This window comes from Alteromonas sp. MMG017 (genome assembly GCF_018100795.1).
In the GTDB taxonomy this organism is placed as follows: Bacteria; Pseudomonadota; Gammaproteobacteria; order Enterobacterales; family Alteromonadaceae; genus Alteromonas.
The window spans coordinates 14,484-38,768 of sequence record NZ_JAGJDY010000014.1 but is presented as its reverse complement, the minus strand read 5'-3'; the positions used below and the strand labels follow the sequence as shown (position 1 = coordinate 38,768).

At 45.1% G+C, this 24,285-nt stretch carries 18 protein-coding genes; 10 read left to right on the top strand and 8 right to left on the bottom strand.

Annotated elements, in window-relative coordinates; genetic code table 11:
- Positions 1 to 41: 41 nt before the first annotated feature.
- Entirely contained in the window at positions 42 to 1,391 is a 1,350-nt protein-coding gene (gene gorA / locus J8L84_RS18255) for a glutathione-disulfide reductase (RefSeq protein WP_211071940.1), read from the top strand.
- 107 nt (positions 1,392 to 1,498) lie between these two features.
- Here the strand turns inward: gorA and J8L84_RS18250 are convergent, their stop codons facing one another.
- Entirely contained in the window at positions 1,499 to 3,715 is a 2,217-nt protein-coding gene (locus J8L84_RS18250; protein ID WP_211071939.1) for a molybdopterin oxidoreductase family protein, read from the bottom strand.
- Between the two features lie 272 nt (positions 3,716 to 3,987).
- On the opposite strand from J8L84_RS18250, the gene J8L84_RS18245 reads away from it, so the two are divergent.
- Positions 3,988 to 7,323: an amidohydrolase family protein gene (locus J8L84_RS18245; protein WP_211071938.1), complete on the top strand. Its 3,336-nt coding sequence runs from the start codon at positions 3,988 to 3,990 to the stop codon at positions 7,321 to 7,323.
- Positions 7,324 to 8,018: 695 nt separating this feature from the next.
- On the opposite strand, the gene J8L84_RS18240 is transcribed toward J8L84_RS18245, so the two are convergent.
- On the bottom strand, positions 8,019 to 9,563 hold the full coding sequence (locus tag J8L84_RS18240) for a hydroxymethylglutaryl-CoA reductase (protein ID WP_211071937.1): 1,545 nt from the start codon (positions 9,561 to 9,563) through the stop codon (positions 8,019 to 8,021).
- Positions 9,564 to 9,945: 382 nt separating this feature from the next.
- Here J8L84_RS18240 and J8L84_RS18235 point away from each other — a divergent pair, with 382 nt between their 5' ends.
- The 5 genes from J8L84_RS18235 to J8L84_RS18215 are packed head-to-tail and all read left to right on the top strand — an operon-like array spanning position 9,946 to position 14,978.
- A complete protein-coding gene (locus J8L84_RS18235) occupies positions 9,946 to 11,196 on the top strand; it encodes an HlyD family efflux transporter periplasmic adaptor subunit (RefSeq protein ID WP_247670872.1) in 1,251 nt (416 codons plus the stop codon).
- Between the two features lie 2 nt (positions 11,197 to 11,198).
- Positions 11,199 to 13,424 (top strand): peptidase domain-containing ABC transporter, encoded by a 2,226-nt coding sequence (locus J8L84_RS18230; RefSeq protein ID WP_211071936.1) that lies wholly within the window; start codon positions 11,199 to 11,201, stop codon positions 13,422 to 13,424.
- A complete protein-coding gene (locus J8L84_RS18225; RefSeq protein WP_057795759.1) occupies positions 13,424 to 13,735 on the top strand; it encodes a helix-turn-helix transcriptional regulator in 312 nt (103 codons plus the stop codon). Before J8L84_RS18230 ends, J8L84_RS18225 begins: the two co-directional genes overlap by 1 nt.
- A gap of 48 nt (positions 13,736 to 13,783) precedes the next feature.
- Positions 13,784 to 14,008 carry a hypothetical protein gene (locus tag J8L84_RS18220; RefSeq protein ID WP_211071935.1) on the top strand — a complete coding sequence of 75 codons (225 nt, stop codon included), beginning with the start codon at positions 13,784 to 13,786 and terminating at the stop codon, positions 14,006 to 14,008.
- A 52-nt stretch (positions 14,009 to 14,060) separates the two neighbouring features.
- Positions 14,061 to 14,978 carry a hypothetical protein gene (locus J8L84_RS18215; protein WP_211071934.1) on the top strand — a complete coding sequence of 306 codons (918 nt, stop codon included), beginning with the start codon at positions 14,061 to 14,063 and terminating at the stop codon, positions 14,976 to 14,978.
- A gap of 55 nt (positions 14,979 to 15,033) precedes the next feature.
- Here the strand turns inward: J8L84_RS18215 and hslU are convergent, their stop codons facing one another.
- The 4 genes from hslU to priA form a co-directional block, all read right to left on the bottom strand.
- The gene (hslU, locus tag J8L84_RS18210; RefSeq protein WP_211071933.1) at positions 15,034 to 16,362 is read right to left on the bottom strand and encodes an HslU--HslV peptidase ATPase subunit; all 1,329 of its coding nucleotides are present in this window, start codon (positions 16,360 to 16,362) and stop codon (positions 15,034 to 15,036) included.
- Positions 16,363 to 16,441: 79 nt separating this feature from the next.
- A complete protein-coding gene (gene hslV, locus J8L84_RS18205) occupies positions 16,442 to 16,966 on the bottom strand; it encodes an ATP-dependent protease subunit HslV (protein WP_013786271.1) in 525 nt (174 codons plus the stop codon).
- A 254-nt stretch (positions 16,967 to 17,220) separates the two neighbouring features.
- Entirely contained in the window at positions 17,221 to 17,790 is a 570-nt protein-coding gene (locus J8L84_RS18200; RefSeq protein WP_211071932.1) for an SPOR domain-containing protein, read from the bottom strand.
- Positions 17,791 to 17,919: 129 nt separating this feature from the next.
- Positions 17,920 to 20,124 (bottom strand): primosomal protein N', encoded by a 2,205-nt coding sequence (priA, locus tag J8L84_RS18195; RefSeq protein ID WP_211071972.1) that lies wholly within the window; start codon positions 20,122 to 20,124, stop codon positions 17,920 to 17,922.
- Positions 20,125 to 20,435: 311 nt separating this feature from the next.
- Here priA and rpmE point away from each other — a divergent pair, with 311 nt between their 5' ends.
- Complete coding sequence (gene rpmE / locus J8L84_RS18190; protein WP_013786275.1) at positions 20,436 to 20,648, top strand: 50S ribosomal protein L31; 213 nt, start codon at positions 20,436 to 20,438, stop codon at positions 20,646 to 20,648.
- A gap of 210 nt (positions 20,649 to 20,858) precedes the next feature.
- On the opposite strand, the gene J8L84_RS18185 is transcribed toward rpmE, so the two are convergent.
- A complete protein-coding gene (locus J8L84_RS18185; protein ID WP_211071931.1) occupies positions 20,859 to 21,173 on the bottom strand; it encodes a hypothetical protein in 315 nt (104 codons plus the stop codon).
- A gap of 382 nt (positions 21,174 to 21,555) precedes the next feature.
- Between J8L84_RS18185 and J8L84_RS18180 the strand changes: the two genes are divergently transcribed.
- Positions 21,556 to 22,797 (top strand): malic enzyme-like NAD(P)-binding protein, encoded by a 1,242-nt coding sequence (locus tag J8L84_RS18180; protein ID WP_057795745.1) that lies wholly within the window; start codon positions 21,556 to 21,558, stop codon positions 22,795 to 22,797.
- Positions 22,798 to 22,876: 79 nt separating this feature from the next.
- Here the strand turns inward: J8L84_RS18180 and metJ are convergent, their stop codons facing one another.
- Positions 22,877 to 23,203: a met regulon transcriptional regulator MetJ gene (gene metJ / locus J8L84_RS18175; RefSeq protein WP_013786278.1), complete on the bottom strand. Its 327-nt coding sequence runs from the start codon at positions 23,201 to 23,203 to the stop codon at positions 22,877 to 22,879.
- A gap of 151 nt (positions 23,204 to 23,354) precedes the next feature.
- Between metJ and metF the strand changes: the two genes are divergently transcribed.
- A complete protein-coding gene (gene metF / locus J8L84_RS18170) occupies positions 23,355 to 24,239 on the top strand; it encodes a methylenetetrahydrofolate reductase (RefSeq protein WP_013786279.1) in 885 nt (294 codons plus the stop codon).
- Positions 24,240 to 24,285 lie beyond the last annotated feature (46 nt).

Here is a 24,285-nt window from a genome sequence, read left to right as displayed (position 1 = left end):
AAATGACAACTCTAGGCCTAACGGATAATAAGGCGGTTAACATGAAACATTTTGATTATATCTGCATAGGCGGCGGTAGTGGCGGCATTGCGTCTGCAAACCGTGCCGCCAAGCATGGTAAAAAAGCAGCCATTATTGAAGCTAAAGATATTGGCGGCACATGCGTTAACGTAGGCTGTGTGCCTAAAAAAGCCATGTGGTACGGCGCACAAGTTGCCGAAGCTATCCATCGCTATGCACCAGAGTACGGTTTTGATGTGTCGCTGAACCATTTCAGTTGGGATAGCTTAGTAGCCAGCCGCCAAGCCTATATTGAACGTATTCATGCTTCATACGACCGCTCGTTAACCGCTAACGACGTTACTCTTATTCGTGGCTTCGCGAAGTTTGTTGATAACAATACTGTTGAAGTCGATGGCGAAACCTATACAGCCGACCACATAACAATTGCAACCGGTGGACGTCCTGTTATACCCGATATTCCAGGTGCCCAGCACGGTATAAATTCGGATGGCTTCTTTGCACTTAAAGAGCAACCTAAAAAAGCGGTTGTAATAGGTGCAGGTTACATTGGCGTTGAGCTTGCGGGCGTACTGCATAGCTTAGGAACAGAAACTCACTTAGTCGTGCGTAAACAAGCACCGCTTCGCCACTTCGACCCAATTATTCATGAAACCTTGGTTGATATGATCCACGCTGAAGGCTGCACATTGCACAACCACACCAGCGTTGAAAAAGTAGAGCGTGGTGAAGGTAAAAACCTTTCAATTCACCTTACCAACGGTGAAGTACTTGAAGCAGACTGCCTCATTTGGGCTATAGGCCGCGAACCGTCTACCGATGTGATAGCGATTGAAAATACCGATGTTGAGCTTTCTGAAAACGGCACGGTGAAAGTGGACAAATATCAAAATACTACAGCTAAGAACATCTACGCTGTGGGTGATATTACGGGTGAAGCCGAATTAACGCCTGTAGCAGTAAAAGCAGGTCGCTTACTAAGCGAACGTTTATTCAACGGCCAAGAAGACGCGCACATGGATTACACCATGATCCCTACTGTGGTGTTTAGCCACCCGCCTATTGGCACAATTGGGTTAACCGAACCAGAAGCGGTTGAACAGTACGGTGAAGACAATATCAAAGTGTACTCGTCGAGCTTTGCGTCTATGTACACTGCGGTAACCCGTCACCGCCAAATGACCAAAATGAAATTGGTGTGTGCAGGTGAAGATGAAAAAGTAGTTGGCCTTCACGGCATAGGCCACGGTATGGATGAAATTCTACAAGGCTTTGCTGTAGCCATTAAGATGGGCGCAACCAAAGCCGATTTTGATGCCTGTGTGGCCATTCACCCTACTAGTGCTGAAGAATACGTTACGATGACCTAGTTGGTTTTACATAGCTGAAATTAGGAAGTCTTAGCTAAGCTTAGTAAAACACTAGTGTACTTATAAAATGTAAGGCGATAATCAATTTGTTGATTATCGCCTTTCTTTTACATCCTCTCTAAAGAAACGGGCACACCGTTCAATACGCCATTCCCCGACAAAGTATCCACCTGCATTTCGTCTGTCAGAATATTGGTATTAACGCCCGGGTATTGGCTAGCGACACCCAGTTTTATCCCCTTTTTATTATGACCCCAGCCATGCGGAATAGAGACTACGCCTGGCATAATAGAATCGATAATTTCAGCTTCCACTAGAACATGACCCACTCTTGAAGTGACTTTAACCATATCGCCTTCATTCACAGCATAGTTGTCGGCATCTGCAGGGTGTAATTGCAACGTACAGCGATTATTTCCCTTTACCATTCTGGGGCTATTATGTAACCACGAGTTGTTCGTTTTAATATGACGCCTACCAATTAATACCATCTGATTTTGGTTACGCATCGGCTCGAAAAAGTGCGCCTTTACTCGGGCAATATCTGGCATAAAGTAATCGAAATCTAAATCGATTTTTTTGTTCTCGTGAAAAATAGCGTTAGGTAAAGCACTCTGCAACGGCCCAAGATCGATGCCATGCGGGTGCGCTTTAAGCTTGTCTAACGACAAGTTATAGCCTTCCCAGTCATTGCTGCTAGGGTTGTCATGGCTATTAGCGCTTGCACTAGCCCCGTATTGGCCATTCTTTAATAAATCATCTATCACACCTTTTGGCTGCTTTTGCCATAGTGCTTGATAGTGTGCGGTGCTTTTTCCATTTAATTTATCTAGGCGCTCTGCCAATGATAAGTATATCTGCCAATCGTTTAATTGATTGTCATCTATGTTTACCACTGCCTCAGAATAGGTGGCGTAATTTCTTACTGCAAAGTTGTGAAAAACCACATCATAGTGGTCACGCTCTAACGGGGTCACGGGCGGTAATATAATATCTGCATGCCGAGAGGTTTCAGAAATGTAGAAGTCCACAGACACGACAAAATCAAGTTGTGAAAACGCACGTTCCAACTGCTCGGTATTAGGCGTTGTTACCACCGGATTACCAGCACCTATCACCATGGCCTTAATTTGGCCTTCACCCGGTGTTAATATTTCCTCTGCTAAACATGCTACTGGGTATTCACCTGCAAAAGCCGGTAAACCTCTCACCCGTGAACTATAACCTCCCATGCTTCCCCTGCTGGATACGGGAAGAAAATCGGCGGCAGGTTGGGTAAACATCATTCCCCCCTGCCTGTCTAAGTTTCCAGTCAACATGTTAAACAGCATGATCAGATATTGAGTGAGTGTGCCAAATGCTTGCACACTCGCGCCCATACGCCCGTAACAGACTGCAGATTCAGCACTGCAAAAATCGGTAACCAGTTGGGTTATTTGCGAAGCTTCAATACCGATTAGTTCGCTAACATTTTCGGGCGAAAAGTCTTTTACATAGCCTTTAACATCATATAAATCTTCGGCGTAAGGTAAAAGCGCTTCTGCATTATGCAATTGCTTTTCAAATACCACATGTAACATAGCAAGTAATAGCAATACGTCGCTGCCAGGTCGAATAAAGTGATGCTCGCAGCTTAAATCAGCAGTGTCTGTCCGTTTAGGGTCGATAACCACGACTTTACCACCGCGTTTTTGCACGCCTTTTAAGCGCTTTTTAACGTTGGGTACTGTCATGATGCTGCCATTGGAAGCCAGCGGGTTTCCACCAATAATCACAAAGTGTTGGGTATGGTCGATATCTGGAATAGGAATTTGCGACATATGACCGAACAGCCTGCGACTCACGATATGATGAGGGAGTTGATCTACCGAAGTGGCAGAATATCTATTGTGTGACTCAAGGGCGCGATAAAAATAAGGGCCGAACAAGATAGCCCCCATGTTGTGGGCATTCGGATTACCTAAATACACGCCAACAGCATCTTTACCATGTGTAGACTGGATATGATGGAGTTTTTCAGCAACATAGTCGAAAGCCTCACTCCACGGTATTTCTTGCCACTCATCACCCACCTTTTTTACTGGCCGTTTTAATCTATCAGGGTCGTCATACAAATCTTTCAATGCACTGGCTTTGGGGCATACGTGGCCTTCACTAAACGGGTTATTTTTGTCTCCCTTGATGGAGAGTATGCGATTACCCTGTGTTGCCACTTCAATACCGCACATGGCTTCGCACAGCGTACAGGTTGAGTAATGGAGTTTTTGTTCTGGGCTAACCCCGCTTTGCTCTGATTTCACCACGTTTTGCTCTGAATTAACCATGTACAGCACCTACATCAAATTTTGTTAACAGCTTGTTGCAAAATTAGCGTTTATCCATCTAATAGACAAGCATCATCGTGAGTGATGGATAAATAGGCGAGTGGGTGGTAAAACTGTAGTTTGGTCGTTAGATTTATACGTGAAATCTCATAAGTAAGGTGGCGCCCCGCCGTTTTAGGTTAAAATTAACGATAAATTTACAATTAGATGAGACGCTCACGGGCATACTCATCAATAGACAGAAAACGCATTTCAAGCAATTGGAAACACATATGATAAAAACAACAAAAAGCTTATTAGCCGTTACACTTGTGAGCGCGCTAGGCTTAAGTACGGCGTACTCTGCGTATGCAGCTGACAACATAAAAAAAGAAACAAGCATCAATGAAGAAAAATGGGATGTGACTAACCCACCCTTTGCACTTAATGAAGTCACTATCAACACCACCGAAACCACTTGGTCTAGCTTAGATATCGCCCCAAATGGCAAGTACATGGTATTCGATATGTTAGGCGATATTTATAAAGTGAATATTGATGGCGGCGATGCCACACCTATCACGCAAGATTTCGCGTGGAATATACACCCTAGTATTTCACCTGATGGTTCACAGATTGCGTTTATCTCTGACCGAGATGGCATTAATAATCTTTGGATAATGGATAGCAATGGCGAAAACCTGCGCCAAGTAACAAAAGAAAAGAGCAACCTTATTCACTCTCCTAAGTGGAGCCCAGATGGTGAATACTTGTTGGTATCGAAAGGTATTATGTCTAGCCGCAGTATTCCAGCGGGCGAAATTTGGATGTACCACAATACCGGCGGTGACGGCTTGCAAATTAAAGCCCGTAATCATGGTAAGAAAGATCAACAAAATATAGCCGACCCCGTTTTTTCTCACGACGGTAAATATATTTACTTCACAGAGAACACAGTGCCTGGGAGTCGTTTCGACTATAACCGCGATCCATTAGGTGGCATATTCGCCATTACCCGATTCGACCGTGAAAACGGTGATGAAAGCCGTTATATCAGTGGCACTGGCGGTGCGGTTGTACCCACCCCTTCACCCGATGGTAAATACGTTGCGTTTGTTCGTCGCGTAAAAGAAAAAACAGCGCTGTTTTTAAAAGATATTAAAACCGGTGTTGAAACACCGCTCACCACAGAACTTGAACGTGACATGCAAGAAGGTTTTGGCTCTGAAGGTTACTTTGCTTATTTTGATTGGATGCCCGACTCCTCTGCCATTGTGTATTGGACAGGTGGTACTTTCCATAGCATCAATATTGACGATAAAACCATTTCAGATATTAACATTAGCGTAGAAGCTACTCTTCACTATGCTGATGCGCTGCGTTTTGATGTAGATGTGGCACCGGATGAATTTGATGTAAATATGATTCGCTGGTCGCAAATGTCGCCTGACGGCAAAACACTCTTGTTTCAAGCATTAGGCAAGCTTTACGTCAAAGACGTAAAGTCTGGCAAGATGAAACGCCTGACAAAGCAAAATGAACATGGTGAATATTACCCACGTTTTTCTAACGACGGTAAAGCCATTGTTTACACCACATGGAATGACGATGAATTAGGGTCAGTACGCATTGTTTCTGCCCGTGGCGGTAAAGGCAAAGTTATTACTAAGCAACCTGGCCATTACATTGAACCATCGTTCTCAAGTGATCGGGAAAAGGTAGTGTATCGCAAGTTTACCGGCGGCTATTTACTCGACCCTAAATACTCAGTAGACCCTGGTATTTATGTAGCGGACCTTGATAGAAAAACCGAAAAGAAAGTATCTGATGGGGGCATTAACCCACACTTTGCTGGTGACAATTCACGGGTATTTTTCACTGAGTCGGTAGGCGGCACACCGTATAGAGAGACACAACTTTCAAGCGTAAACCTGCAAGGGAACGATAAGCGAAACCACCTATATGGCGCTGATGATGTAAGTGAGTACAAACTTTCACATGATAAAAAATGGGTAGCATTTGTTTACCAATTCAAAACCTTTGTTACCCCTTTTGTTGAAAATGGCAAGAAAGTAACCATTGGCCCCAACATGACTTCATTGCCGGTTACTCAGCTTTCATCTAAAGCCGGTGAGTACCTAACATGGTCGCCGGATAACACAACGGTAAGCTGGTTTAATGGTCCAATTTTCTACAGCCGCTCGCTTAAAGAAGCCTTTGCGTTTGTAGACGGTTCGCCAGAAACCCTGCCCGACCCTGTGGCCGACGGTATTAATTTATCGTTCACTACCGAAGCCGATAAACCAAGTGGTTACAAAGCGTTAATTGGCGGGAAAGTCGTGACCATGCGTGATGCCGATAACACCCAAGAGGTGATTGAAGACGGCGTTATTATCATTAAAGATAACCGCATTGAAGCAGTAGGTAAGCGCGGTGATATTGCTATTCCTGAAGGCGCTATGCAAATAGACGCCAGTGGCAAAACCATTATTCCAGGATTAGTTGATACCCATGCTCATGGCGCACAAGGCAGAAACGAGATTATTCCAGATAAAAACTGGAGCCAATACTCGAATGTCGCCTTTGGGGTTACCACCATTCATGACCCATCAAATGATACTACTGAAATATTTGCCGCCTCTGAACTTCAGCGTAAAGGCGACATAGTTGCACCGCGTATTTACTCTACCGGTACTATTTTGTATGGCGCAGAAGGCCTAGGCTATAAAGCCATTATCAATAACTACGAAGATGCGTACTTTCACGTAGAACGTTTGAAAGAAAGTGGCGCTATTTCGGTGAAAAGCTACAACCAGCCACGTCGCGATCAACGCCAACAAGTGTTATGGGCGTCGAAAAATCAAGACATGATGGTAGTACCAGAAGGCGGCGGTAAGCTTCAACAAAACCTGACCATGTTAGTAGATGGCCATACAGGGTTAGAACACAGCTTACCTATCGAGCGCGGTTATAGCGATGTCACCCAGCTGTGGAAAGCCACCGAGTTCGGTTACACACCCACATTTGTGGTTTCTTACGGCGGTATGATGGGCGAAGAGTATTGGTACGACCGTACTGAGGTATGGAAAAACCCACGCTTACTTCGCTACACCCCAGCTACCATGTTACATGGCCGTTCTATTAGACGCCCCACCGCGCCCGACAACCAGTACAACCACCAAAACGTTGCCAGCTACGCCAAAGAGCTTCGAGATAATGGGGTCAGTGTACATATTGGTGCTCATGGCCAACGTGAAGGCTTAGCCGCGCACTGGGAGCTGTGGATAATGCAACAAGGCGGTTTCACCGCGTGGGAAGCATTACGCGGCGGGACTATCGATGGCGCAAAACACCTAGGTATGGGTAAAGACATCGGCAGTATTGAAAAAGGTAAACTGGCCGACTTAGTCGTTATTGACGGCGACGTATTAGCAGACCTACGCCGCAGCGAATATGTGGAATTCACCGTACTTAACGGCCGCGTATACGAAGCCGCCACCATGAACGAAGTGGGCAGTAAAACTAAGCGTTCCCCTTTCTTCTTCGAAGAAAACAACGCCACCTTTATGCCAAGAACTACCGCTGAAGCCATTGACGCTAAAGCCCACCACTTCCACTGGAAACACTAATTACCTAATAAGCTATTAGTAGTTATCAAGCCGGCGAAAATCGCCGGCTTTTTTATACCGACTGATCCCCCCCTTATTTCAAATATTCCCCAGCTTCCCCTCAAGCCATCCGCAGATTTAGCTCAGAAGGTAGAAAGCACCATAATAGACCTTCCACCGCGCGGATGCGGTGGCAAAGCCCCATGGATGGGTTTATTAGGAATTAGGACTGTATTAGAAGTGTGGGGCACACAATAAGCAGGCCCTCCCCCCCAAGCCAACCACGGATTTAGCACAGAGGGTAGGAAGCACCATGATAGACCTTCCACCGCATGGATGCGGTGGCAAAGCCCCATGGATGGGTTTATTGGGAGCTAGGGTTATCAGAAGTGTGGGGCACACAATAAGCAGGCCCTCCCCCAAAGCCAACCACGGATTTAGCACAGAGGGTAGGAAGCACCATAATAGACCTTCCACCGCGCGGATGCGGTGACAGAGCGCCCATGGATGGGTTTATTGGGAGATAGGGTTGTATTAGAAGTATGGGGCACACAATAACCAGCCCCTCCCCCTTCTAAAAAAGTCTACGATGGCTGGGGATGAGTATGGCTGGTGGGGCGATAGACCTTCCACCGCACGGATGCGGTGGCAGAGCGCCCATGGATGGGTTCACAGCGTGTCTACCGCCCCACCAGCCATACTTGTCTATGAACAGATCAGCGGTTGCGTCCATATTGTTCGTGAGACGACACCCAATCAGATGAGCTAATGGCTGAGGCTAACGAGATTTCTCCCGCTAAGGCCACCGCTGCAACAATTTCGGCGAATTTGTACACTTTGTTTTTGCCATAGCAATCGATGAGCTCTAAACACTCGCGTTGAGTACCCATTCCTGTGCCACCACCATAGGTCGCTACGATTAACGAAGGAATAGTAATAGACACATACAAGTCGCCATCATCGGTAAGCTCTGAATACATAATCGCAGCCGATGATTCCGCTACGTTTGCCACATCTTGCCCTGTGGCAATGAACATGGCAGTAATACCATTCGGGGAATGTAAACCCGTATTGTTCACCCCAGATAGGAATGACCCGACACCCGCAACCCTGCCGTGATAATCAATTTGCTTAGGCTCTACACGCATGATTTGCAGTAAATGCTCACGCTTAATCGTGGCCTCTGCGGTTACTCGCTTACCACGCGTACGCATAATGTTTATTTGTGAGGCTTTCTTATCGGTTGCAAAGTTAGATTCTAAGTAGAAGTTCTCTACCCCTTCATAGTTATCTAAAATCCACCCGCAGGCAGCGAAAGTAGCCCGCCCCACCATGTTCTGTCCAGCCGCATCGCCGGTTAAATAATTAAAGCGTAGAAAGGCAAATTTGTTTGATAAGAAGTGGTCGATATAAGTGAGTTTGGCAATGCTCGACGTTGCTTCAGCTTCTTCGCGAATTTTGCTGATGTTTTGGTTTACCCACGTCACAAAGTCTCTTGCGCCACGAGCATCGCTAAATATAAAAACAGGCGCACGCTGCATAGCATCATCAACAACGGTTGCTTTCACCCCACCGCTCATATTAAGCAGCTTCATACCCCGATTATACGACGCCACTAAGGTGCCCTCTGTTGTGGCCATAGGCACAACAAACTCGCCCTTTGCATGTTCGCCATTGATAGTTAATGGCCCTGCAATACCAATGGGCACTTGAGCTACCCCAATAAAATGCTCAATATTGCCTTTCAATTTATCTGGGTCTACTGAGTACTTACCTACATGGTCGAGTTTGGCGCCGGTGAAACTTTCAAAATACGACTGACGCTTTTTGATAATGTCATCGCCATAATCATCATGATCGTCTCGGGGTATATGTAACTTGCGATTGGTGGGTGAAGTCACATTATCTTCTACTTCGAACTTAAGCTTTCCAAAAGGCGACGCTGAAAAACAAATACCTATTTTGCGCTTTTCAGGGCTTACCTCCTCGTTAAGTTCTAGGTGTACCGTAATAACTTGCCGTAACGAAAACGGCATACCACCGGTGTCATTAAGGGCATCGAAACTAATGTCACTGTCGTTGCTGCTTTGAATAGAGATTTTGTGGCTTGGAACTTTCTCGCCATCAAATGAAATCCATTTAAGCTCTTTTAGTGTGGCATCTTTTAAACGGTTTTTAAGTGCGAAGGAAACGCCGTTATCAGTTTTGGTTAGGCTTCCGTGAGTGTATAGCTGCTTGAGTAAAATACTTGGTACAAACATGTGAGTTCCTATTCCGTTTTGGTTAAGCCACTGCGTGAATTAAGTACACTACTTTTTTATAGTACAACCTTTGTACAGTATCACTAACCTTTTGCATTTCCATCAATTTTTAACCACATTTAAATTTGAGCCATTTCATTAAAAATTCATCAAGTTTTGCGCCAACACCCTATGAATAAGGGGCGGCGAATGCCCTGACTTCTTTTTATTCGATATTCCCAGCTCCCTTCATCTAACGTTAACAGCGTCAAGGCTTTACCCAAGACCACTTGTCGGTATTCAGGTTTTCGCTGCTTAAAAAGTATCGATTACTGATTAAGCGCTATGTCCACAGGGAAATGGCAACTGAATACCATTTTTTAATTTCATGGGATGAACTGTTATGAGAAAAGGACTATTCCGTCGTCAGGCAATGCAGCCTACTTCACCATTTCAAGGTGAATTATTGATGACGCCTCGACCGTCCCATATGGGAATAACCGCAATACTACTTTTATGGATAGTGGGTGTGGGGATATACCTCACTACGGGTAGCTATGCCCGAAAAGCCACCGTTGATGGATGGTTAGAGCCCTCTCATGGCGTACTAAGGTTGTACGCCGACTCCCGTAAAGGCCGCATTTCTCAAGTGTATGTGAGCGAGGGGCAAAAAGTTTTGAAAGGCGAACCATTATTGTCGATTGAATACGGGGTTCAGCAGCCACAAGGAGAAACCGTAGAGCTAAAACTGCAACAGGAGCTTCTCGCTAAAAAGCAGCGCATAACCGACTCATTGGCCCGTACTATTACTATTCATAAAAACAACCACGCGCAGCTAGTAAAGCAACTTGAGCACGCACAAACAGACGCCGATTCAATACGCCATATTTTAGCGATCTCTTATCAACAGTGGCAGTTAGCACACAATCAATTTACCTCACTTGAAGTGCTACGTAATGCAGGTCATGTAAGTAACGCAGATTTCGATAGTTATAAGCTGGAGCTTTTAAGTAGCCAGCAACAATGGAAACAATCTGAGCGGAATAACTTAAAAAGCGAAGCTGAAGTAAGCCGACTGACACATGAAATTGACGGCTTACCCGAGATACAAGCCAATGAGCGCACCGCACACGAAAACCAACTAAGTGATATCAACCAACAATTACTGACGTTAAATCGCGATCGGCAGCGCATTCTATATGCAACACAAAATGGTGTGGTTTCGAGTCTGCAAGCGAGTGCTGGATTAATGGTCGACCAAAACAGACCGCTACTTAGCTTACTTCCAGAAAACTCCCCAATAGAAGCACGATTGTTAGTGCCCGTGCGCGCCGCCGGGTTTATCGCTAATGGGCAACAGCTCGCGATTCGTTACGATGCCTTTCCCTATCAGAAATTTGGGTTACAAGAGGGACAGATAACTAGCATATCTGAAACTATTTTACTGCCAGGAGAATGGGCTAACACGCCCTTAACCGTAAGCGAACCCGCTTATTTGGTTACCGCTAAATTAAGTAGCGACGCCATTATTGCCTATGGAAATCCGGTAATGCTTAAGGCGGGAATGACATTTTCAGCAGACGTTGCGCTTAGCCAGCGAAGCTTACTGGAATGGATCTTAGAGCCGCTTTTAAGCGTCACTAAAAGGTTGTAATTATGAATATGACTCACGGTTTTGCTTCACCTGTACTCAGCGCTTTATCACCTAAAAATAAAGTACCGGTTGTGCTTCAAACTGAAGCCGCTGAATGTGGATTAGCCTGTGTCAGCATGGTGGCACAATATTATGGTGACAAACGGGATATGACCCACCTTCGTCAGCACATTAGTGTTTCACTTCGTGGTATTACACTTAAAGATATTATGGATATCGCGCAGCAAATGGCATTTCAATGTCGTGCACTAAAAATTGAGCCACAGGATTTATCTCAACTCACCCTGCCAGCAATACTCCATTGGGACATGCGTCATTTCGTTGTTTTGACTCACGTAGGGCGTGAGCGATTTACCATACACGACCCCAGTATTGGCAAGCGTACATTCACCTTCGACGAGGCAAGTAAACACCTAACAGGAATAGCGTTAGAAATTACGCCTAAAGACAATTTTTCGCCGCCACCGGTAAAGCCGTTACTCAAATTAAGAAACTTTTTTACCCGCACGATAGGGTTCAAACGTAACTTAGCGACCTTACTTGCTCTCTCTGCCTTGCTGCAACTTTTTGCATTGGCATCTCCCTATTACGTACAAACCGTGGTTGATGATGTGTTGTTGCAAGGTAACCAAGCGCTGCTAACCGCACTTGCCATTGGGTTTACTTTTTTACTACTGATAAGTATCTTCACCAGAGTGTTGAGACGCTTTTTGATCCTTGCTGTATCAAGCCGGCTTCAACTGCAAATGTCTGCCTCGGTCTTTCAACATTTGCTTTCCCTCCCGCTGGATTTTTTTGCGAAAAGGCACGTGGGCGATGTAGTGTCTCGCTTTGGCTCCCTTGCGCATATTCGTGAGTTTCTCACCACTGGCCTTGTCACAGCCTTGCTTGACGGTGTCATGGCTATTATCACTCTCGTCGTGATGGCACTTTACTCTGTAAAGCTCACGCTATGTGTGGTGCTAGTAGTGGCGATATATCTACTTTTCCGCATTGCATTAATACCTATCACTAAGCGGCTCACAACAGAAAAAATTGCGTTAGGCGCCACCGAGCAAAGCCACTTTATGGAAAGCGTTCGGGGTATGCTGCCTATTCGTGTATACCGCCAAGAATCCCAGCGCCATAGCCAGTGGCAAAACAAGTTAGTCGCCACTTTGAATAAAGATATTAGTTTGGGAAAACTCAATATTGGCAGCGACGCGGTAAACCAAGTGTTATTTGGTCTTGAGAACATCGTTGTGATCTTTATAGCGGCCTCTTTGGTGATGGACAATATGCTGACCGTAGGAATGATGCTTGCCTTCATTGCTTACAAAACCAAATTTACTGCTGCGGTAGATGGGCTAGTGTCCAAATTTATCGAATTGCGAATGCTGGCCGTACACTTTTCTCGCTTGAGCGATATTGTACTAACAGAGCCTGCTGAAACCACCTTGTTGTCACAGCAACCTAGCACTTATTCACATGCAAATTCAAACGCAACCTCAGTACCTGCAGCGGCCTCTTCTCATGCTATTGCCTCTAGTACTCCTGCTATTCATCTAAAAGCCCACAATCTTAGTTATCGCTATGGGGAGGGGTGTAACCCTATTTTTGAAAACCTTAATTTATCGGTTAAAGCAGGAGAAATCATTGCCATCGTTGGAGCAAGCGGAAGTGGAAAAAGCACCTTACTTAAATGTCTGATGGGGCTATATTCTCCCTCTGAAGGAACGGTTAGCCACAATATTATTTCATCATCAAATCAGGCGCCAACCATTGCTTCTGTGCTGCAAGAAGACATGTGCTTATCCGGCTCTATGGCTGAAAACATCAGTTGTTTTGATGAAATACCTAATCAAGAAAAGATCGTACGGGCCGCTCAGTTAGCCTGTATCCATGACGAAATTTGTGCCATGCCGATGCAATACCACTCGTTAGTCGGTGATATGGGAAGCAGTTTAAGTGGCGGTCAGAAGCAACGGCTTTTATTAGCTAGAGCACTTTACCGCTCTCCCGATATTCTGTTTTTAGATGAGGCAAGTAGTCATTTAGATATTCAAAATGAGCACGCTATCAATACACATTTAAAAGCGCTCAATATTACCCGCATTATGGTTGCCCATCGGCCTCAAACAATTGCCCTTGCGGATACTGTCTATCAGTTAGTAGACGGTACTCTGCAGCGATACCCAGCTTCTGAAATAGTAGAAGAAAATGATAATACCCCACTAGGAGATTCATAATGATAACGCCCGAAGTTAGAGAATCTACACCCTTACTCACCGATATTGAGCGTCAACAAATCGTTGAGCATGTAGAGAACTTAAATAGTACTGCCCTTCCTATCGACACCTTGTCTAAACGCGAGCTTCAGGTAGCGCGAAAGATCATGGAAGGGCTGTCGAATAAAGCGATAGCAACAGAGCTATTTATTAGCGAGCGAACGGTTAAGTTCCACTGCGCCAACATCTACAAAAAATTAAAAATAAGCAGCCGCACCGCGCTTATCGCAAGTTGCTTCCGATCGATTTACCACCCCTTAAGGTTGGCTTAACCGCTAGCCTTTTAAATCACACTAAAACGCTTTTATAAGGAGCGAAAAATGCAACATAACACGCAAAACCATACACACAAAAATACACAAACAAAGGTACAAACCGCTACTGCCCTTCATCTTGAAACCCAAGAGTTACTGCAAGTAAGTGGCGGCAAGTCTGGCGTATCAACAGTTGAAGATAAAACGCCAATTCGCCTTATTAAACCACCTGTCTATATCACCCTCGCGATTGGTGAAGACGGCGGACAATTGCCCGATTTATTGTCATAGCAGATTAAGGAGGTTAAGCAGTCCTCCTTTTACCATTTAAAAGGATATTTCAATGCAGATTGCATTAATAGGGAGCGAGAATGACCCACAAATTCTTCATGTAGCTGAGGCCTTAATAGCCGATAAAAATGAGCCCTGTATTATCAATACCAACTACTTTGGTAAACACTGGCAGCTCAGTTACGACCCGGATTTTAATGATGGTCTTTTGCATTTTGACCAGCCTACGCGTAACGGTCTGTTTCGAATTCCGTTATCAGACATCACATCTGCCTATTGGCACCAGTATATTCCTCCCTCGGTGAACGCTTCTGACAATGCGTCTTCGCAGTGGTTAGATCAGGAATATGCCAGCACCTTGTTGTGTTGGTTTTTATTCAGTGAAACTAAGTGGGTTAATGGTATTGACGCTATTCGCGCTCATCACTGCAAACCGATTCAGCTGCGAATGGCAAAAAAGCTAGGGGCTAAGGTCCCATACACCTATATAGGCAACGCTAGTAATGTTGCTTTACAGTTTTGTGCGAATATAGACGAGGTGGTTTATAAGCCCGTGAAAGGCGGCGAAACAGCAAAATTCGTACAACAGGGCTATGATACTCGCGGTTTAGTACAGGCTTTGTTAAAAGAGCGCCCTGTTACGTTTCAGGCATATATTGAAGGGACAAACATTCGCAGTTACGTACTGGGTGATGAAGTCGTCAGTGTACAAATAGACTCTCACGACCTCGATTTCAGAGACGATGCTAACGCACGCCCTTTGCTGACGCCCCTTCCGAAACCAATGCAGGATTTATCACGAAAGATATGTTCCGGCTTAGGAATGCATTGGTGCGCTATCGATTGGCGTAAAAATACCAAGGGTGAGTATTACTTCTTGGAAGCCAACCCTTGCCCTTTCTTCTTGTTTGTTGAAAACGAGACTGGTGTTGATATTACTGGGCGTTTAGTGAAATTATTAACCACATAAAAAAAGAGCGCATTTAAATAAATGCGCTCTTTTATGTGTTACTAGCTTTAAGGCTTTATAGAATGAAGCGCGACAGATCTTCGTTTTCTACTAGCGACTCTAAGTGGCTGTTTACGTAGTCTTCGTCAATCACAAAAGACTCACCGCTTTTTTCAGACGCATCAAATGAAATATCTTCCATTAAACGCTCAAGCACAGTGTGTAAACGGCGTGCACCAATGTTCTCAGTACGTTCGTTCACACGCCATGCCGCTTCAGCAATACGCTGAATGCCCGATTCCACGAAATCGATGTTCACACCCTCAGTAAGCATTAGCGCTTTGTACTGTGCGGTAAGCGATGCGTTAGGCTCGGTAAGAATACGCTTGAAATCACCCACTTCTAATGCTGACAACTCAACACGAATTGGCAAACGGCCTTGAAGCTCAGGAATAAGGTCTGACGGCTTACTCATTTGGAAAGCACCAGAGGCGATAAACAAAATATGGTCTGTTTTTACCATACCGTGTTTAGTCGATACCGTTGAACCTTCTACCAAGGGTAGCAAGTCACGCTGCACACCTTCACGCGATACATCGCCTGACGTATTGCCTTCACGCTTACAGATTTTGTCAATTTCATCCACGAACACAATGCCGTGTTGCTCTACCGACTCAATCGCTTTTTCTTTTAAATCTTCTTGATTCACTAAACGGGCGGCTTCTTCTTCCACCAGCATTTTCAGTGCATCTTTAATTTTTAACTTCTTCTTTTTCTTTTGCGAACCCGACAAGTTTTGAAACATGCCTTGAAGCTGATTAGTCATTTCTTCCATTCCAGGAGGCGCCATAATTTCTACGCCGACTTGTGGAAGTGCCACATCAATTTCAATTTCTTTGTCGTCTAAGTCGCCTTGACGAAGCTTTTTACGGAACGCTTGGCGTGTGCCTCTATCTTCAACATCTTCTTTCTTACCCCATGCATCTTCAGGAGGTGGAATAAGTACGTCAAGAATACGCTCTTCCGCCGCTTCTTCAGCGCGGAACTTCACCTTTTTCATTTCCGTTTCTTTAGTCATCTTGACGGCAATATCAGCAAGGTCGCGAATAATGGTTTCTACTTCTTTACCTACATAGCCCACTTCAGTGAACTTAGTGGCTTCAACTTTAATGAAAGGCGCATTTGCTAATTTTGCCAAACGACGGGCAATTTCAGTTTTACCCACACCGGTTGGGCCAATCATAAGAATATTTTTAGGTGTTACTTCTTGGCGCAAATCAGGCTCTAGCTGCATACGGCGCCAGCGGTTTCGAAGTGCAATCGATACCGCACGTTTAGCATCTTGCTGACCAATAATATGTCGGTCTAGCTCATGAACAATTTCTCTAGGTGTCATTTCAGACATGCATAAACCCTTATTAGTTTTGGTGCCTCTGCATTAATGGCGGGCACAAGTCGCTGTTTGTTTTTAATTGAACAGCGACTTAGTAATCGAGTACGTCTACCGTTTGACTATGGTTAGTGAATACGCAGATATCACCGGCTATGGTCAAACTTTTCTCCGCAATTTCTTTTGCAGTAAGTTCGGTGTTTTCCAGCAAGGCTATAGCAGAAGCTTGGGCATAGTTGCCACCTGAACCAATAGCAATCAGGTCATTTTCCGGCTGAACTACATCGCCGTTGCCGGTAATGATGAAAGACGCAGTTTCATCGGCTACGGCTAATAGGGCTTCTAGCTTGCGCAGCATGCGATCGGTTCGCCAATCTTTGGCAAGTTCAACTGCCGCCTTGGTCAAATGACCTTGGTGGGCTTCAAGTTTTGCTTCAAAGCGTTCAAATAGAGTGAAGGCATCGGCGGTGCCGCCTGCAAAGCCAGCTAATACTTTATCGTGGTACAAGCGGCGCACTTTACGTGCATTACCTTTCATTACGGTATTACCGAGTGACACCTGACCATCGCCAGCCATCACAACTTGATTTCCACGTCTTACAGATACAATCGTTGTCACGTTTAATCCCCGTTTAAGGTGGGCGTTATCGCAGACTCGGGCGATAACTGAAAAAAGACTTTGTTATGAAATGGGGGAAGGGTTTTCGTTTTCAAGGGGGGAAAGATTAAAGGGTATATCGATTAGCGTGTTAATTGCCGGAGGTTAACTTCCACCACAAATAATGGTGGAAGTATTATCAGCTAAACGACATTAAAGATTTAAAGGCTATCTTTACTTGTCGCTGGCTTTCTACCTCAATGATCTTATACGATTTATAAGTTCCAGTACCAAATTTGGCAGGTCGCGATATTCACTTTACGAAGGCTGTGCTTGGCTTTCTCGGCATCACGTTTCGATTCAAATGGTCCTAGAATAACCCTGAACCACTCGCCGTTACTGCCAGAGCTCTGGCGAATAAGGGCTTCTAAACCTTGGAAGGCGATTTTGGCTTTCATCTCTTCTGCTTGGGCACGGGTTCTGAACGACGCACACTGCATAAGGTATCGTTTGTCCGACTTTTCCTGTTCAGCCACGTCTACTTCTACTTCATACCCAGGCAGAGTACGAATATATTCCCACTCTTCTTTCGGTAATTCAGGCAAGGCTTCTTGGGTAGGCGCAACAGGGCGTACAACTTCGGTATCTACCTCAGAGCTGGCGTTGTCTTTAATAGACCATAAGAAAACCGCAAAGCCGATAAGTAATATCACCACGATGGCCAAACGAACAATAGGGAATGCGGCCGTGGGTGTACCCTTCACCTGTGATTTACCGCGTTTTTTATTATCCGGCTTCTTTTTTTGTGGTGCTTTACCACGAGATACATAATCGCGTTGAGCCATATTCGGCAGTTTTCCTACTACTTATCGTTATTTTAGACGGGTGGTGCCATTAGACGAGGACATAGTGCACAACCCTGAAACACTTGTATACATCAGTGTTAAGATTTTACCGTATTCCCCATCAGTGTGCTAACTGAAATCGGTGGGGTCGATATCTACCGACCAACGTACCTTTGCAGCCTGTGGCAGCCCTTGTAAATAAGGCAATGCTAAGCGCAACGCGTTATGTAACGGCGCACGTTTTTCATGACTGCACACCAACATAAAGCGAAAACGCCCTTGGCGCTTTTCAATTAAGCAAGGAAATGGCCCACTCATTTGCGGTACTAACCCCGTAGAATTTGCGTTTGCAGTATTTGAGTTTAAAAGTACACCTCTAGCCTGTTGCAGGAAAGCATAGGCCGATGAGCTCTCGGTTGCCTCGGCTCTAATCACAAATTGGCTAATATACGGAGGCAAGGCAGACGCTTTTCGCTCCATCAATGCATGGCGCGCAAAGTGGGCATAACCGTTGTTCACTAAATCTTGTAATAAAGGATGGTGAGGGTTGTGGGTTTGCAACCACATTTCTCCAGGTTTACTTGCCCGCCCGGCTCTACCTGCTAGCTGTGTTACAAGCTGCGCTAGCTTTTCTGGCGCCCGAAAATCAGCACTAAATAACGCCCCATCACAATCTAAAACAACCACCAGTGTTACGTGTGGGAAATGATGCCCCTTTGATAAAATTTGCGTGCCCACCAGTATTTGATGTTCCTGGCGATTAATGGCGTCTAAGGTTTGATGCAGCTTATCTTTTCCCCGAACCGAATCACTGTCTATTCGCACGTGCTTGGCATCGGGGAAGAGCTTCATTAAGCCTTCCTCTACCTGCTCGGTACCTGTCCCCGCTGTTACCATTTCATGACTGTGGCAAGCTTCACACTCTTTGGGCATTGAACGGGTAGCACCGCAATGGTGGCATTGCAGTCTGTTTTGCCCTTTATGCACGGTATAAGGCCTATCGCAACGTTTACACATTGCCGTAGTGCCGCAGTGATGACATAAAAGTGCTGGGGCATAACCCCGTCTATTTACAAAAACCAGAATCTGATTCCCAGCATTCACATGCTGGCGCATAATTGTCAGCAAGCCTTCTGAAATACCGTAATGAATAGGCTGGTCTCGGGCATCTAATAAATACTGCTTAGTGCTTTGCGCTCCTGCGGCGCGGCGGGTTAGTTGTAAATGCGCGAAGCGACCGTTTAAAGCATTATTGAGCGTTTCCAGCGCTGGCGTGGCACTACCAAGTAACAAAGGAATGCTATGCTCTTTAGCTCGCATGGCTGCTAAATCTCGCGCGTGATACCTAAGCCCATCTTGTTGTTTGAATGATTCATCATGCTCTTCATCCACAATGATCATGCCGGGGTTTTTAAGGGGCGTAAAAATAGCTGAACGCGTACCAATAATAATACCTAGTTCGCCTGCCCTCGCTCGCTGCCAAACTGACAACCGCGCCGCGTCTGTCAATTGAGAGTGCAATACCCCAACAGGAATATTAAAACGTTTTTCGAACCGCGAAACGGTTTGCGGCGTTAAACCAATTTCAGGCACTAAAATAAGCACTTGTTTGCCGGCTTTAAGCAAAGGTTCTATAGATTGCAGATACACTTCGGTTTTACCGCTACCTGTAACCCCCTCAAGCAAGCTGATTGCAAAAGTACCATGCTGCTGGTTTAACGCCGCTATCGCTACCCCTTGTTCTTTATCAGGTACGGGCTTTTCGCCAATGTCGAAGGTATCTAACCAAGCTTGCGCAGTGAGTTCAGGTGTAATTTCCACTAACTCAATAAGTGCTTTATCTAATAGCGCTTTCACTACTGCCGGTGAAAAGGTTTTGCGCGCTTCGCTAGCAATAAGTGATGTGGTTTGAACGGCTTCTAAACAAGCCATCTGCTTGGGTGCTCGGCTTAAACTATTAACATCTGTATCAGCACCTTCTGGTGTGACTTGAATATATTGCGCGGGTGATGGCGTGGCAGGCTCACCTTTTCGAAGGGGCACGGGAAGCATGGCATGTATCACTTCCCCGGGCGCATGGTGGTAATACTGCCATAACCAATGCGCCATTTTTCTTAGCGACTCGTCGATAACAGGCGTGCTGTCTACTACCTCAATGATGGCTTTTATTTTACTGGTATCATCTATGTCTACACCGGATTCAACTACAATGCCTACCAATTGACGTGGGCCGAAAGGCACTTTTACCCGCACACCAGGTTGTAAGGTATCGGTATGAGAATAGGTAAATAGTTGGCGAAGCGGCACAGGTACAGCCACCTGAATGAATACCATTAAAATTGATGCCCCAATATTGATAAACGTAAAGTGAGTAGACGTAAATTCAGAACCGCTAATGATCTGGCATTTAAACATAATGTCAAATAAGGGAAGGGAATTTATTTTTGCCCTTGTGCGGAATCAACACCGCCCCTGTTTACTTCGCATACAAAAAGTGCTTGATCACTTACGACGCTTCCTTTATTATGCGCCGCTCTTTTGCGGCTGACTGCAATTTCTGCGGTCGGTCATTGAATTTAAAGTTGCGTATGGTGTTTGGCTTCGGGCCAGATAGCGATACGGCCTCATATTGAAGGTAATCCAAAATGAAAGATGGTATCCACCCAGAATACGCTGAAATGACAGCAACATGTTCTTGCGGCAACGTAATGAAAATCCGTTCTACTCTAGGTAAAGATATTAACCTAGACGTATGTTCTGCATGTCACCCATTCTACACTGGTAAGCAACGTAACGTTGACACCGGTGGTCGTGTTGACCGCTTCAAGAAACGTTTCGGTGCTTTGGGCGCTAAATAAGCTCAGTACTCAGAAACACTATGTTTCTTTAAAAAAAGCGCCTATCGGCGCTTTTTTTGTGTCTGCGCTCCATAGAAAGCGCTTCCAATACAGTGCTCGGCGAGTGGAGGGCACGGCGAGTGGAGAGCTCGGCGAATGAAGGGCACCGCGAGTGGAGAGCTCGGCGAATGAAGGGCACAGCGAGTGAAGGGAGCGCCTAATGCAATGCTCTCAGTGAAAAGCTCTGCGTTTTAAATGGCGTTCCCAATTGCCGTTACTTTGCGAAGTGCACGCTTGCTCGCTGTCGTAGCGAACACCTTTAATCTGTGCCTTCAACGTGTGACACACATTATCGAGCTCATCTTCAAATGCTTGGTTCCAATTTGCTGCTAGCGCTTCGCTTTTCTGTTTCTCGGTTTCAAACACCGCAATAATTTCCGGCCTGCGCCAGTGCCCCATATGAGTAAGCCATTCAAAGCCAACCGACTCAGATTTTGCCCACTCACACACCGCCGTTAACGCTTCAATCAACTTCTTTTCCGACATCTTAAGTTACGCTTTCCTTTATCATGTTTTCATTATACCTATTCCGATAGCCCGCGCCTTAACTGGCCGATTTAATGCCTTTTTTACAACGCTATTCGATGCTCACTTATGCCTACGTCTATACCAACATCTATACCTACTCCTATAAAATAGAAATAATGTATTAATTTTCAAAGTGTCATTAATATGGTGAATGGCAGATATTCGACGATGTCACTGGTCATACAAGCAAGTCTGTCCTAGATTAAAGGTATAAAGGGCAGATCAGATATGTACTTAAATATCCCTGTGATAGAGTCGAAGACATTCTACTGCGGCAACGCAGATTGCCCTTACGGTAACGAAGATTGCCTAACCCCTACATCGAAGGATATGTTTACTAATGTCAGATTTCAGACAACGTGCGCTAGATTATCATGCCAAACCCACGCCAGGTAAAATTAGCGTGGAGCTATCAAAACCAGCCGATAGTGTGGATGATCTTGCTCTGGCTTACAGTCCAGGGGTAGCTGAACCAGTACGAGAAATTGCTGAAGATCCTGATAATGCTTACAAATATACTGCGAAAGGCAACATGGTAGCGGTCATCAGTAATGGTACTGCTATTTTAGGTTTAGGTAATTTGGGGCCGTTAGCTTCTAAACCGGTGATGGAAGGCAAAGCACTGCTGTTTAAACGCTTTGCTGGGCTTGATGCTATCGATATTGAAGTAAAGCATCGCACCACAGAAGAATTCATTAATACCGTTGCCAATATTGCAGATACGTTTGGCGGAATTAACCTAGAAGATATTAAAGCCCCAGAGTGCTTTGAAATAGAACAAGAACTCATTAAGCGCTGTAATATTCCGGTATTCCATGATGATCAACATGGTACTGCCATTGTAACGGCAGCCGGCATGTTGAACGCCATTGAAATTCAGGGCAAAAATATCGAAAGCGCCAAAATAGTTTGTATGGGTGCGGGTGCAGCAGCGGTAGCCTGTATGGAATTGCTTATTAAATGTGGCGCGCAACGAGAGCGCATTTACATGTTAGACAGAAAAGGGGTTATTCATACCCGCCGTGAAGACCTTACGGAACACAAACGTTTGTTTGCCAATAATACCGATAAACGTACGCTAGAAGATGTGATGGAAGGCGCTGATATTTTTGTAGGCGTATCTGGCCCAGATGTATTGCCGCCAGAAACCTTGGCATTAATGGGGCCTAACCCGATTGTTTTTGCATGCTCTAACCCCGACCCTGAAATTAAGCCTGAATTGGCTCACGAAGTTCGAAATGATTTAATTATGGCAACGGGGCGTTCTGATTACCCTAACCAGGTTAACAACGTACTGTGCTTTCCGTTCATTTTCCGTGGCGCATTGGATGTTCGCGCAACGGCCATTAACGACGAAATGAAAGTGGCAGCGGTAGAAGCACTCCGCGCGATTACCAAAGAGCCCGTACCAGAATCTGTGTTAGCGGCTAGCAATAGCAAAAGCTTAACCTTTGGCAAAGAATATATTATTCCTAAACCAATGGATCCTCGCCTTTGTGAACGCATAGCCTCTGCAGTGTCGAAAGCGGCGATTGAATCTGGTGTTGCAAGGCTTCCAGAAGTACCGAACCGCGCAGAGTAAAGGCAGTATAATCGAATAACTGGGCGCGCAGCCTTGTATTCAATTATTATAAAAAACGGCAATTTTCATTGCCGTTTTTTTAATCTTCTTGTTCGTTTTCAATAGAAACGTCTATACCCATATCTTCCATTATGCGTCTTGCCTCAGCAGGTACACGATTAGGGTTATCTTTTCTCAAATCTTCGTCATCCGGTAATGGCTGACCTGTAAATGCGTGAAGAAACGCTTCACATAACAATTCTGAATTCGTCGCATGACGTAAATTGTTTATTTGTCTACGCGTACGTTCATCGGTTAATGCTTTTAGCACATTAATAGGAATAGAAACGGTGACTTTCTTTACCTGTTCACTCTTTTTACCGTGCTCTGCGTAGGGATGAATATACTTACCGTTCCACTCTGCCATGATGCTAACTCTGTCTGATCTTATTTATGTTATGAAGAGAAATTCTAAACAAGTTGACGAAAAGGTCAATTGAGCAGTGTAAACCTCTTGACGTCTAGACGTAAATTCTTTATTTTGGACGTCTAAACGTCTATAAAAGAGTAATTTTACCATGGTTTCTTACGCACAAGGTGTCGATGCACTCAATCAGTCCCTTTCGGAACTGCGTGATATTGATGTGTCATTCGAGTTTTTTCCACCAAAATCAGAGAAAATGGAACAAACCTTGTGGAAGTCAGTTGAACGTTTAGCACCATTAAAACCAAGTTATATGTCGGTGACCTATGGTGCAAACAGTGGTGAGCGTGATCGCACACATGACGTGGTAAAACGCATTCAACAACAAACTGGGGTTGCAGCCGTGCCACACCTCACGTGTGTGGATGCCAGCCGAGACGAACTTAGACAGATCGCCCAAGACTACTGGGATTCTGGCATTCGTCGTATTGTTGCTCTTCGTGGTGATTTACCGCCAGGTGTGAAAGATACTGAAATGTATGCCTCTGATTTAGTGGCATTACTAAAAGATGTAGCCGATTTCGATATATCGGTTGCCGCCTACCCTGAAAAACACCCTGAAGCGCCTAATGCCCAATTCGATTTATTAAACCTTAAACGCAAAGCAGAAGCCGGTGCGAGCGAAGCTATTTCTCAGTTTTTCTTCGACACCAGTGTATTTTTACGTTTTCGTGACCGAGCAGCAGCTGCAGGTATCGACCTAGACCTAGTGCCTGGCATACTGCCAGTAACCAATTACCAGACCTTGGTAAAGTTCGCCGGTTTCACCAACGTACATGTACCTGGGTTCTTACACAAAATGTTCGATGGACTTGACGATGACGATCAAGCTACTCGGAACCTCATTGGTGCTAACATCGCGATGGATCAGGTTAAGGTACTAGCCAAAGAAGGCGTGAAGCATTTTCATTTTTACACCCTTAACCGTAGTGAGTTGAGCTACGCTATTTGCCACATGCTAGGTGTGCGAGCAGGTTAATTTCGATTAAACCTTTGCTCCTATAGGGCAGACCAGTATACCATTT